Raw genomic sequence first — 12,722 nt, 5'->3', positions numbered from 1 at the left:
GCATTATTGAAAGGTGTGTTCCGTACCCTTGTCCCAATCGTTTACGGAAGCTTTGGCGGCCATGCTTTGCGTATATATAATGTTGAGCGTAGTGGTTTTGCCTGCTTCCAGTACAATTGACGGGGGAGTGTTTGCATCGGCATCGGCTTCGTCGAACACAACAATGTCCTTCACGGTTCCGTTGGGTTCCTTTATGCTGAACGCCAACCGGCGGAGCGCTCCGGTAGAGCCGTGCTTGTATGGCAGCAACAGGTAATCCTTTTGAAGGACGGACGTTCCGGGTATAAGGGCGGGTGGGGTTGCTTCGTCCTGGTAATCGGAGATGACGGATGTCCCTGTGTCCGGACTGTCGGACGTGATATCGCCTGTCTGCAAATCCATGGTTCCCTTTTGTCCCTCACGGGTGGTGAAGCCGATGCTTTGCAATACGGGATATGATTCGGCGGTATATTCGGGGCGATTGGTGGATATGTTGAGGCATAGCCGTGCCAGGGCATGTTTCAAGGAGACGGGAATGCCTGCCGCGGTTGCCGCCGCTTTCTTGCTGCCTTTTATTTCGCCGGTGTAAAGGTAGTCCGTCGCTTCATTCGCTTCCAGAGCGGCGGTGACGGGAATGGATACTTTGCCATGCCCGTCTGTGGCGGCTTCCGTTGTATAAGGATAGTAACCGTACAGGTAGAGCGTATCTTTCCGGGCGGGGTAGTACACTTTCGTCCCTTCCGGCTGCAAATTCAGTTGCCCGTCCTCTGCATACAGGTATGGAAGATTCTGCAAGTATGGGGTGCTGAAATTACTGTCTCTCATGAGGAACATGCCTATTTTATCTCCTGTATTCAGGGCGGTGCCTTCAATGACATTCCGGCTGACAGTAGCCTCTACGGTGCATACCGATGCTTTCAGCCGCACTTCCACAGCCTTCTCCTCGCAGGGAAGAGGGACTGTGGCAGTATCGGCGTCGCATCCTGCCAGTAGCAGGAGTGCGAGACTGAAGAGGTACGATATGTTTTTCTTTTTACTCATTACACAGTTTTTGTTTTTCGTGCGGGTACGTTCCGCTTTTACTCGATGGGTACGTCTACGGGATCACCGCCCGGTTTCCATGTGGCCAAAGTGGCGGTGGCGTTGATTTGCTGGGTGGCGTAGATGCCGATACGCACGTTGTAGTAATAGCCGGCATAGAATAATTTGTCGGTTTTATTCAAATCGGCAGAGGGAGTGGGGGCGTTGACGGGGATGTCGTGCACAATCAGGTCTTGGGGCACTCCGCCGGCGTCGGGAGCCATGATGGTAACGTCCATCAGGAATTGTTCCATATCCGGTTTCACCATCAGATAGCCTTGCACCAACGGGGCTGGGCTTGATACGCCGCCAAGCGTGTATTGTCCGTTCTCGTATTTCTGGACGTAAATGTCTTTGGGAACTTCGGCTGTTCCGTCGGCATTCTCGTTCGTGAAAGCGATATTTCCGTTGCCGTCGTCGGTGGCTTCCCTCATCAGCAGGGAACCGTTGTCGGTAAAGGTCAGCTTGCCGGTCAGAATGTTGAGGGTGGCGGTTGTACCGTGGTATTTGATGGTGATGTTTTTCACTTTCATGTTTTGAACGGCGGTTCTGTCCGCTTCGGACTGGTCGCTTGCGGGAATCACGGAGAAACGCAGTTGTGCCAGCCGGTGCTCGAAGTTGATGTTGGGTATCCACGGGTAGTCCGACTTATCGTGGGGCGTCTTATTCAGCTCAAAGTGATACTTCAACTGGCGGATGTACCGGGCATTGTAGCCGGTCAGCTCGGTATCGTTTGTTACGCCGTCTTTCAGGTAGATGGAGCCGGGAGCTATCGGGGCGGCAGCGGCGTTTTTCCAGATGATGTCTTGCGAGCCGTCGAATTCGGTAAAACTTATTTCCGGCTTTGCGGCGCTGATGGTTTGGTCGGCTTGATAGGGGGCGTAGCCGTAGAAAGTATAGTCGTATTTCTTTTGCATCGGATAGTAGTAGACACCGTTTGCGGCATTATCTTTATATAATGTAATCTTCTGCGCCTTGTCGTTTTCCAAGCCGTCCGGCTTTTCGTCCGTACCGCCTTGTTGAGGCCAGGCGGTTACAGCTGCCTGTACGTTGTTCAACAGAATGCCGTAATTGTCCGTGTCGCCCCATGCGGCTGTTCGGTTGGCATCGGTAATGACGGTGTTGTTTGTAGCGTCATTGGTGGCAAGGGCGAAGATTCCTAATTGGGTGGTAGCGCCGTCGGTGTCATCATACAGTTTGTCCAGCGGAGCGCGTGTTACGCCTACGCTGGCTCCTATGCGGGATTCTATTCCCCCTAATTGAATGATGAGGCGTCCGTCCGGCGACTCGAAGTCGCTGTCGGTAACAGGTTGCTCTATTATGATATCCTCGTTTTGCGAGCAGGCTGTCATGCAAAGGGCGGCCGCCAGAATCCATAAGTTCTTTTTCATGATTGTAGTGAGTAATTGGTTAAACATATCGTTCTTCTCTGATGTTCCCCGAATGGTATTCCTCGTACCATGCTTGGGTATTCGTTATACCAACAGTTGGTACTTCCCGTACCACGCTTTGGTATTGCAAGTACCAACGGTTGGTATTTAGTGTACCACCCGTTGGTAGTTGGATTGTGTCAAGGGCTGTCTTCGTTAGAGGGGCAGGCTCTTATTTTCCGTCCTCGATGTCGGTATTGATATCACCGCCTTCTTCCCATGCGGTCAGGACTGCACTGACTCTGATGTCTTGGAGACCATAGATAGTGATGTATACATTATAAGAATAACCGGGTTTGAATGTATCTGTTCCGTCTGCTGCATCTGTGTTTATCTTGTTTTGATAAACAACTAACTTTTGCCCTTCTTTTGTTACTTCTTTATAGGTCTTGGTTCCGCCATTATTTTCGTCTTCCGTATCTACTACATATTGTTTAAGGTCGATAGATAACGTTACGTCTCCGTCGGGGAAGAATAATACGGGTTCTCCTATTGGTGTTCCGTTCTTGTCCGGATCACTGGAAGGTATATTTGCGTTTCCATGAGGATATGTAGGAATTACAGATGTGATAGCTTCCAATTGACCTGTTACCGCATTCTTTTGACATACAGTAAAATTATCTGTTGCATCACCATTCTTTGCAGAGGTACCGTTTTCAAGATCCATATCTACTTTGCTAACCATTTCTGTCAGCATAATTTTGGTAACTTGCATACCCAGTTTGTTAGCGCCGTCAGCATTCTCATCCCATTGGCTTGTACCTGTATTCCATTTCTTTGCTGCCGCTTTGGCATCGCCGGCTCTTACAAAAAACTTTAAGCGTGCTAATTGGTGAGTGAATTTCAGGACAGGAATAATATTATTGCGGGCAGTACGTGCTCCGAACTGGTAGTTTTGAACCAAATTAGCCCATGTGTCACTGGTTGGTAAGTGAGTAGCGAAGTCATAATACGGACTGTCTGTTTCCGTTGCATCTTCAGTTCGCAATGCAATGGTTTTTGCAGATAACAAGTCTTGAGTACCATTAATTGTAACGCCCGTTACGGTTTTTGTATCTGCTGTAATAGTTGCATCATCATGAGCTGCATCATCAACGTGATACCCATAGAATGTATAGGTTCCGTTAGTTGGGTAATACTTATATTGAATGGTACCCTTATCATCGGTTATTGAGCCGGTTTGGTAAATTCTGATGTTATCATCTGCCGCATCTTTTCTCGGTGCTCTGAACTCAAGCGCCGTATTATCAAAGATTTTTGTGCCGTCAGCTTCTTCAGCCTCTAATCCGGTCTCTTTATCTACCATGTGAATATACAGCCGTTGGCTATCCCACTTGTTGTTGACGCCATCTACATCTCCTACCGAACCTGTACCTCTGGTACTGGCTGTCACAGCAGGAGCATCCACGCCTAATGCAATCACTGCGCGGTCGTTACTTTCTTCCGGATTACCATTACCCGGATCATTGTCCTTTGAACAGCTGCTCATTACTGCAAGAGCCATTGCTGCATAGAAAAATTGCTTTTTCATAATCATTTAAAATTTAATTAATAAAAGAAAATATATAAATCTCTGTTTGTTTGCTCTTATAATTCATCCTCTCCTATCTCTATATCCCCACCGTTCACCCACGAGGCAGCCTGTACGTTCAGTTTTATATCCTGCGGTCCGTATATGTAGGCGCTGATGCTGTATTCGCGTCCGCCCATAAATCCACTGGAGAGGTAGGCGCCGTTCTCGTCTTTGTTGTACACGGCATCCTTTAAATCATAGCTGAAAGTAGTGGCGTAAGGTTCGCTTGCAGTGTCGTTGGGATAATACACCGTGCTGATTAGGAGTTTGGCATTGTTGCCCGGCGGTAGCAGGAATATGCCGCCGTCTGTCGCCGGACGCTGGTTTACCTCCTTGTTTGCGTCTTCTTCTTTCACCTGCATAGGGTAGAGGGAGTTCCCGTCGGCATCGGTCCAGGGAATTTCTTTCCCATCGGCATCGCGTGCAGGTATCTTGCCCCGTTCTCCGTCTGCCGGGAAATAGACGCCTATGTTTGCGGGGTCTGATGCCGCTACCGTGAAAACGCCCTTATTGACGCATTCTATCCAGACACCCGTAATGTAAACGATGTCTTCCGTGCTTTTACTCGCGGGGTAGAATTTCAGCTTGACGTACGACAGTTGATGTTTCATGCGGATGATAGGCCAGATATTTCGGCGTGCCGTGTAGGTGCCGTAGTAACAACTGCGCATCAGTTGACGTTCGTCGGCGCCAAGCTGTTTCAGCCGGTCGGCCTGCTCGCTGTAATCGGCGGCGATTTTCTGGCCGTTCTCCACATCCTCTATCAGCGTTTTCAGGTCGGAAGCCGCGGCGCACATCAGGTCTTGCGAACCATCTACCGTGACATCGAAGCAGATACGGTCTGCTTCACGCTTTACTTCGCCCGTTTTTGCATTGTCGTAGTAATAGGCGAAGAAGTTGAAAGCGTCGAATTCTTCCTGCAAGTTATAATAGGGAATGTAGCCGGAGCTTTTCCAATTGATGAACGAGCCGTTTCCGGCATAGGCTGCCCGTTTGCCGTGCAGCTTGCATTGTTCGGCGGTAAGTCCCAGCGCGGCGCACTCTTCGGCGGAAATTTCGTCCAGGCTGCCGTCGATAAGGCAATAACGGCGGTCGGCATCCTCTGCCCGCCGATGGGCATAGGTCATGCCGTTGGGGTTGTCGCGCCGGAAAGCGTATACAAAGAATGTTCCGTCGGATATGCGTTGGCCAAAATTCGTTTCGTCCGTGGGGTTCAGCACTCCCGAACCGCGCGTCAGTACATTATATATAGGGTCGCTGAAGGCTACCATGACGGGCAGTTGTGTCCGGTCGCCCTCGTTGTCCTGATGATTCGGGTCGTAAAGCGATTCGTCACCGGTGTACAGATTACCGCAACTGGCAACAAGCAGCAACATACACCATAGGGGCAGGACAAGCATATGCCGGCGTTTCCGCCTATGTATCTTATTACTATATGTCAGGCGTTTCATGGTTATATCTCTATTATTATGTCGTCATCCGGATTGGAAGGGTCGTGGGGCTGCCATCCCATACCGGTGTCGTTGGGTACTATCTTATCGGCCTTTATCACCAAAGGAGTTGTTATCTCGATGTTCACGTCTTCTTTGCTGTAACGCAGGTAGGTCTTGCTGTTGCGCACTTCGATAAGCTGTGCCGCGGTCAGCTCGTCATAAGGATTGATGGCGCCGTAGATGTAACGGCTGTTCTTGACGGGATTGCCATCCGCATCCAGTACCGGTGCTCCGGCGGCGTCCAACTGGGGAGTGGACACCTGCAAGGCCACTTGTAAGATGCCCGGCCCGTTGAGATGTCCTTTGGCCGCGCTGGGGATGATGCCGAGGGTATGGAAATGGACTGCGCATCGGTAAGTGCCTTCGCCGGTTTGCGTAAATTCGTCCGGTTGCACCTGATGTACCGTCCGGTATAGGCGGGTGGTGTCCAAACAGGCGTCGGAGATATTGAAGCGTCCGCAAGTTCCGGACAGTTCGATGATGGGCGCGGAGAGGTCTTCCTTTTTGATATTTCCCTCGGTGCGGATGTTGAAGATGATATTGATGCGCTGGCTGATACGTTGCATATCGAATTCCATAACGGTGGGTTGCCCGGTTTGGATGTTTATATTCTTTTGTACCGCATAGAAGATGGGGGACTTTACCTCCTTGAGGTACTCGTCGTCGGGATTGAAGTCGGGCAGGTCGTTACCCTCTACGATACCGGGCTTCTCGTCGCCCATGCTGCTGATTTGCAGATACAGGTCTTTTACGCTTATCCGGTTGTCGTGGATGTAATTGTCCAGATTGTCTATGCTGATGATGGGAGTGGGCTTCGTTTCATCCGTTTGTACGGGGGTGTCTGCATACTGCTCGTTGATAACGAATATGTTGTACTCGCCGCCGCGCAGGTAAAAAGAGGAAGCGGCGGTTACGGCTGTTCCGCTGTCGGAAGAGCTTTGTTGCAGAGTGATATTATTGTCTGTGGCAGGGTCTGCGGATGTGTCTACGATGCCGTGGGTACGCCAGGTGTTTATGATACGGCTTGCCACGATGTGCATCTCTGCCGGAATCTCATCTTTGCTGATGTCGCCCCAGTTGAGGCGTACCCGCATGTCGGTGATATGCGGGTGTTCCGCTTCCGGACAGAGGTCTACCGAGGTGCAGGCGGACATGCAGCACAGCAGGCTGAGGACAAGATATGTCAGTGTCTTGTTCTTCATCCTTCATCCTCCTTCCTTGCAGCTTCACCGGAGGCATCTCCTTTTTCCTCTTTGACGGCCGCGGCTTCCGGCTTTCCGTCCTTTTTCTTCTTTTTTCCGGAGTCTTTCTTGTTTTTCCTCTCTTTCTTCTCTTGGGCGGACTGCTTTGCCTCTCTGGCGGCGCGTTTGCCGAGCTTGGTGGAATCTTGCGTTTCGGCTTTCCGCTTCAATTGTTCTTCACGTACTTTCAGCGCCTTGCGCAGGGTCTTCTCCTGTTCGGAAGTAAGCGTGTCGCTCAGTTGTATGCCCAGGGAGTCGGCCACCTGTTTGCGCAGCTTGTCGGTGGCCTCCTTTGCGGCAAGTTCTTTGCGCTCTTGCTGCATCAGCTTCCATTGTTTCAGTTCCTCCTTACCGAGCAGGCTGTCCGGACGGCTGAAACCCTGTTTCCGTATCGCGTTGTTGATGGAGTCGATACGCTCGCGCATCTTATTTATCTTTTCATTGAGCGCCTGACGGGCGAAGTCGCGCAACTGTACACGGCGGTAGACCGATTCTTTGTACTTGCTGCCCGCCGACATGAACCGGTAGACGAAAGCTACGCGCAAATCCGTTATCAGGGGGAACGGTACGATGTGCCCGCCCTTGCATTTCTCCGCTATGCGAGGGTAGCAGCCGCTCTCCGCATCATGGGTGTAAACATCGTACGAGGTATAAAGCAGTCCGGCGGAACCGCCTAATTCCAGGTCGATGTAATTATTGCGGTAACCGTAGAGCGGAGCGGTATAGCCCACGCTGATACCGGCTCCGTATGCGTTACCCTGCCTGCCTTCCTTGCCGATTTTGAAGTTGTAGCTGGCGGCGTTGACGTATACGCCCCAGTAGTAAGCGCGTTCCTGACGGGGATTCTTGCGTTGCGTGGTGAATACGGTTTCCTTGAGGCGTGTCATCAGATTGGCGTCTTTGGTGATGCCGCCTCTTTTACGGGTACGAAAATACTGCCGCCACTCTACCCGTGCGTCGAATACATTGAAAATAAGGGATGGGGTGTACTTTTGCGAGGTATTCCAGTTCCACTTTATATTGGCGCCTATGGTGTGTTTGTTTCGGATAGTGTTGCCTAAGTCGAATTCCACGCCAATATTGGGGACGGTCAATAACCAGTCGACAGCATTCGTCTTGATACCCCAGCGGTCTTTGAAAGATATCAATTCTGCTTTCGCATCGTCTTTCTTGCCGCGTTGTACCTGAGCATGGGTGCTATTCAAAGTTATTGATATAAGAAAACACACTACAATCCTTCTGGATAAAAAAAAGTAGCGCTTTTTTTTATGCTCTTGTGATAAAATCACTTTCTTTTTAAAATGTTATTTGTTTGTTTGCGGCATCAAAAATATATACTAAGAACGTAAAAACAAAGTTTTTTGTTAACTTTCTTTCATTAACGGGGGGCTTTTCCGGTGTGATATGCCTAAAAACCGTTTGGATTGCATAATTTTATAATGGTTTTTCGTGATGCGGGTGAGTATGATATAAAGAAAAGAAGGTGTAAATTCTGTTTGAGAGAACTTACACCTTCTTACCTGAAAAATTATTTTTACTTTCCTTTATGCCTGTTTGCGCGTTTCTTGCGAATTTCGGCTTTCATTTTCGCCGCACCGGAACCATGCAGCCCGGTGATATAGGTTTTCTTTTTGGCTTTGGTCTTGACCTTGTTGTCTTCTTTAGGCTTGTCTTTCTTGCCTTTGAAAACAATACCGCCCATCATTGCTTCTTCTATACTCACGTTGTTGATGTATTAAGTATTAATGTAAAATCGGGGTATATCGCATACTTACCTGGTCGGTAGTATCTCAATCCAGTAATCGTCAGGGTCATTGATGAAATATAACCCCATCGCGGTATTCTCGAAACACACCCAGCCGTTTTCTTTGTGGTATTGGCGGATCGCCTCGTAGTCTCCGGCTACGCGGAAACAAAGGTGGCTTTCATTCTCGCCCAGCTCGTAGGCTTGGGGATGTTCTTTCAGGCAGGTCAGTTCCAAAAGGAAGCCTGTGCTGCCGTCGGTGAGATAAACCAGCGTGAAAGAGCCGTCCGACGACTCTTTCCGGTGATGTTCTTTCAGTCCCAACGCTTTTTCGTAGAAAGCGATACTGCGTTCCAGATTGGTGACGTTTATATTAAAATGGTCAAATTTGCTTTTTATTTCCACTGCTGTTACTTATTTAGGTTTACATTATCGGTTCATTTAATTTTCGCTTTCAGGATTTCGCCTATGTATGTGCGCGGCATGCCTTCTATCGGAGCTTGTGACGGAACTTTCTTACATTCCAGAATAACGGAAGGCTCTGTCTGCCCGTTGGGGTAGAAGCGTACGGTATAGTTCCCGGCTGCTTCCATCTGTTCGTAAGGCTGTTCCGGTGACAGGATGGTGAAGATTACCGGCTTGTCGCCTGCTATTTTGCCTAACGAGCCGCCGGCATTGGCGGTCATCATGGTCATGTTGAAAGGTTCCTCGCCAATCACGATAACCAGTTTGCCGTTTCCGGTTTGGATGGCGTTGGCGGGTATGGCGTTCGGCGCAACTTCCTTATAGGCGTTCGGCACAACCTGCGCATTCGTTTGAGGTGCGGTCACCGTAACCGGTGCCGTAGCGGTTTGGGGAGTCTCTACCGTTACCTGCGTCTTGGGAGTAATCACCGTTGTGCCGGAGTTGACGAGTGCTTTTGTCTCTTTCTGTTTCTGTTCCTCTTTCTTTTCCTCTGCCGGAGCTTTGGCAACAGTGGCGCTTAGAGCCTCGGTCACGCCCACGCAAAGGTCATCTACAAAATCCACCGTCTTTCTGCGCCATTTGGCAAGGCCGCGCACCAGTTTGGTTTTGGACTTGTTCAGTGCGTACTTATCGGTAATCCACTCTTCGGCGGTATATTTTTCTTTCCCTTCGCGGTAGTTGAAACGTATCTTCTCCACCTCAAAGATGCATTTCTCCGGCTGGCAGGTAACGGTGAGCTGGTAAAGAATTTTTGTTCTGTCCAGTGACAATGCCGTGGAGCTGAACACAATCCATTCGTCGCCCATGCCCACAATCTGTCCTTTCTCCTTGTCGGAAAAAACCACGCGGCTGTTATTCTCATTCTTCGCCAAACGCGCGTCCATCCATTTCAGCAGACGGGAATAGATTGTATCTTGAGACATGCCGGGAATGCTGAAATCTTTGGTAAATACCACTTTGCCGTCCACTTCCGGAACGGCGCCGGCCAGATATTTGCTGTCGTCCCTTTGCGCGTGCAGCAAGGCGGGCATGCAAAGGCAGAACAGTGCAACAAGAACTTGTGTCAAATTTTTCATAATGCTATGTTTTATTTAGTAATGTCAAAACTCTCACCCCGGCGGGAGATTGTAAGGAAACGGCAACCTTCGCTTTCGGCAAAAGTACGGAATGCGTTGCCGCCCTGATAATCTTCACTGAAGTGCATAGGTGCAAATATAGTGGTTTTTATTCGTTCCACGAATTGTTCCGCACCGCGCATATAATCTTTTCCGATGCGGCTGTCCACCGGAAACATGGCTACATCTACCTGAGGAGCCTTTTGTCGCAGGGTTTTCACTTCTGCAAGAAAGTCGCCTTCGGCTTTGCGTATTTCCTGGGGAGTGGATTCTTCACTCCAATGCCAGTTGTTCAAATCGCCGGCATGGAACAGGCGGACGCCCTGTAAGTCTATCAGGAAGGAGATGCCTACATCGGTGGAGCCGAAGGCTTCGATACGGATATGCCCGTCCTCGCAGACGTCGCCTTTATTGATATAGGTGGCGTCTTCCGCCGTTGCACGCCGGTGTTTCAGAATATCTTTGGAGAAGATATACCGGATATCGGGGCGTTCTTCCTTCCATGAAAGAACTTCGCGGTTGAAGTGGTCGGGGTGGAAATGCGAGGAGAGTACGTAGAGTATCCCCGGTTTCTTTAACAGACGGTCGTGTACGATTCCCCGGTTCGGCTCCTCTTCCGAGGAGTCTTTGTAGTAATCGATAATGACCGTCACTCCGTCCGCTTCAATCGCAAAGCCGCTATGGTAGATATAATCAAGTTTCATTGTACGGATTCAATTATAGCGCAATATTACAAAAAACGCTACACAAACTTCCGGTTTAGCTGTTATTTTATGCAAAAGTCTTACATGGGGACTTCAATCAGCAGGATATGCGAATCTTTCAGAGTTTCCAACTCAAAGCTGCCGGTTTCGTATACTCCCATACCGTCGCGACGGGACAGTATCGTGCCGTCTACCTTTATTTCGCCTTCTATGAGGAAGATGTACACTCCGGCGTGCGACTGGTGCAGGTGATAGCCCAGCTTCTTTCCGGCCTCGACTTCTCCGATGGAGAACCATGTCTGTTGCAGCAGCTTGGCGGGAGCATTCCCGTCGGGAGATACGATGAGCGCAAGCTCGTTCTTGTGCAGATAGGGGCGGATGTCATAATCTTGATAGGCGGGCGGGGTATTCAGTTTTTCGGGCATTACCCAGATTTGGAGAAATTCCACCGGTTCGGTATCGCTTCCGTTCATTTCGCTGTGGTAGATACCTGTACCGGCACTCATGGTCTGAATATCGCCTGTGGTGATGGTACGGCTGTTTTGCTTGCTGTCGCCATGTTTCAGCTTACCTTTCAGGGGGATGGAGATAATCTCCATATTCTTATGCGGGTGGGTGCCAAAGCCTTTGCCCGGAGCTATCCGGTCGTCGTTCAGTACACGCAGGGCGCCGAAGTTCATGCGACGGGGATTGTAATACTCGTCAAAACTGAATGTATGGTGGCTGTCGAGCCAGTCATATAAAGAACGTCCACGGCTTTCGGCTTTGTCTATTACTTTTTTCATAATCTTTCTTTTTAGTGATTTATCTGTATGTAACAAGCAATCGTGCCGGAAAGTTTGAGCCGTGGATGATTAATGTTCCATAAATGGCTTTTTACAGTTTTACTTCGTTCTCCAGTTTCTTGTGTTCCATGAAGTCCTTTATATTCATCAGGGTAGTGGATGCGATATTGGCAAGGGCTTCACGGGTGAAAAATGCCTGGTGGGAAGTTACGATTACATTATTGAATGACAGCAGGCGCGCCAGCGTATCGTCATCGATAATCTTGTCCGACTGGTCTTCGTAGAAATATTCGCTTTCTTCCTCGTACACGTCCAGTCCGGCAGAGCCGATTCTCTTGTTTTTCAGCCCTTCTATCAAGGCGTTGGTGTGGATAAGCTGTCCTCGGCCGGTATTGATAATCATTACGCCGTCTTTCATTTTACTGATAGAGTAGTCATTAATCAGGTATTTGGTCTGCTCTGTGAGCGGGCAGTGCAGGGAGATGATATCCGAATTGTGATACAATTCATCCAGTGTGGTATATACCACCTGATGCTCACGGGCGAAATTGTAGTCGGGATACAGGTCGTAGGCAAGGATATTCATGCCGAAACCGCGCAGGATGGTGATTAATTTTTTGGCGATCTTGCCTGTGCCGATGATGCCGGCCGTCTTGCCATACATATCGAATCCCAAAAGACCGTGCAGGGAGAAGTTGCCGTCACGCGTACGCCAGGTGGCACGGGGTATTTTCCGGTTAAGGGAGAGCATGAGGGCAACGGTGTATTCCGCCACCGCATAAGGGGAGTAGGCGGGAACACGTACGACGGTAATACCGTTTTCCGCCGCTGCTTTCAGGTCTACATTATTATATCCGGCGCAACGCAGGGCAAGGAGCTTCACTCCGTTTGCCGCCATTTGCCGGATGACTTCCGCGTCGGCCGTATCGTTTACAAAGATACACACCGCGTCCACACCTTGTGTCAGTATCACGTTATTCAGGTTGAGATGACCCTTATAATAACGGAGTTCAAAACCGTATTCACTGTTTTTTTCATTGAATGAAGCCTCATCGTAAGGCTTGCTGCCGAAGAATGCAATAGTATATGCCATGAGTTTTTAAGTTTTTAGAA

At 49.5% G+C, this 12,722-nt stretch carries 12 protein-coding genes; all 12 read right to left on the bottom strand.

Going from position 1 to position 12,722, the window contains the following annotated elements; all coding sequences use genetic code 11:
- Positions 1-3 precede the first annotated feature (3 nt).
- The 12 genes from BUB52_RS05670 to BUB52_RS05615 all read right to left on the bottom strand — a co-directional run bounded on the left by BUB52_RS05670 (position 4) and on the right by BUB52_RS05615 (position 12,702).
- Complete coding sequence (locus tag BUB52_RS05670) at positions 4-1,020, bottom strand: fimbrillin family protein (protein WP_009121565.1); 1,017 nt, start codon at positions 1,018-1,020, stop codon at positions 4-6.
- Between the two features lie 38 nt (positions 1,021-1,058).
- Positions 1,059-2,450: a fimbrillin family protein gene (locus BUB52_RS05665; protein ID WP_039950524.1), complete on the bottom strand. Its 1,392-nt coding sequence runs from the start codon at positions 2,448-2,450 to the stop codon at positions 1,059-1,061.
- 211 nt (positions 2,451-2,661) lie between these two features.
- The gene (locus BUB52_RS05660; RefSeq protein ID WP_254302462.1) at positions 2,662-4,020 is read right to left on the bottom strand and encodes a hypothetical protein; all 1,359 of its coding nucleotides are present in this window, start codon (positions 4,018-4,020) and stop codon (positions 2,662-2,664) included.
- A gap of 56 nt (positions 4,021-4,076) precedes the next feature.
- Positions 4,077-5,513: a hypothetical protein gene (locus BUB52_RS05655; protein WP_254302463.1), complete on the bottom strand. Its 1,437-nt coding sequence runs from the start codon at positions 5,511-5,513 to the stop codon at positions 4,077-4,079.
- Positions 5,514-5,515: 2 nt separating this feature from the next.
- Complete coding sequence (locus BUB52_RS05650; RefSeq protein WP_009121570.1) at positions 5,516-6,757, bottom strand: hypothetical protein; 1,242 nt, start codon at positions 6,755-6,757, stop codon at positions 5,516-5,518.
- Complete coding sequence (locus BUB52_RS05645; RefSeq protein WP_009121571.1) at positions 6,754-8,085, bottom strand: DUF3575 domain-containing protein; 1,332 nt, start codon at positions 8,083-8,085, stop codon at positions 6,754-6,756. The genes BUB52_RS05650 and BUB52_RS05645 overlap by 4 nt, the downstream gene beginning before the upstream one ends.
- Positions 8,086-8,330: 245 nt before the next feature.
- On the bottom strand, positions 8,331-8,519 hold the full coding sequence (locus BUB52_RS05640) for a hypothetical protein (protein WP_009121572.1): 189 nt from the start codon (positions 8,517-8,519) through the stop codon (positions 8,331-8,333).
- A gap of 48 nt (positions 8,520-8,567) precedes the next feature.
- A complete protein-coding gene (locus BUB52_RS05635; protein WP_009121573.1) occupies positions 8,568-8,945 on the bottom strand; it encodes a VOC family protein in 378 nt (125 codons plus the stop codon).
- Between the two features lie 32 nt (positions 8,946-8,977).
- On the bottom strand, positions 8,978-10,081 hold the full coding sequence (locus BUB52_RS05630; RefSeq protein WP_009121574.1) for a DUF4468 domain-containing protein: 1,104 nt from the start codon (positions 10,079-10,081) through the stop codon (positions 8,978-8,980).
- Positions 10,082-10,092: 11 nt separating this feature from the next.
- The gene (locus tag BUB52_RS05625; protein WP_009121575.1) at positions 10,093-10,824 is read right to left on the bottom strand and encodes an MBL fold metallo-hydrolase; all 732 of its coding nucleotides are present in this window, start codon (positions 10,822-10,824) and stop codon (positions 10,093-10,095) included.
- A gap of 80 nt (positions 10,825-10,904) precedes the next feature.
- Positions 10,905-11,609, bottom strand: a complete 705-nt coding sequence (locus BUB52_RS05620) for a pirin family protein (protein ID WP_009121576.1) — start codon at positions 11,607-11,609, stop codon at positions 10,905-10,907.
- Between the two features lie 91 nt (positions 11,610-11,700).
- A complete protein-coding gene (locus BUB52_RS05615) occupies positions 11,701-12,702 on the bottom strand; it encodes a 2-hydroxyacid dehydrogenase (RefSeq protein ID WP_009121577.1) in 1,002 nt (333 codons plus the stop codon).
- Positions 12,703-12,722 lie beyond the last annotated feature (20 nt).

The sequence above is a fragment of the Bacteroides clarus YIT 12056 genome (assembly GCF_900129655.1).
GTDB lineage: Bacteria > Bacteroidota > Bacteroidia > Bacteroidales > Bacteroidaceae > Bacteroides > Bacteroides clarus.
This window is presented reverse-complemented; position numbering and strand designations above follow the sequence as displayed.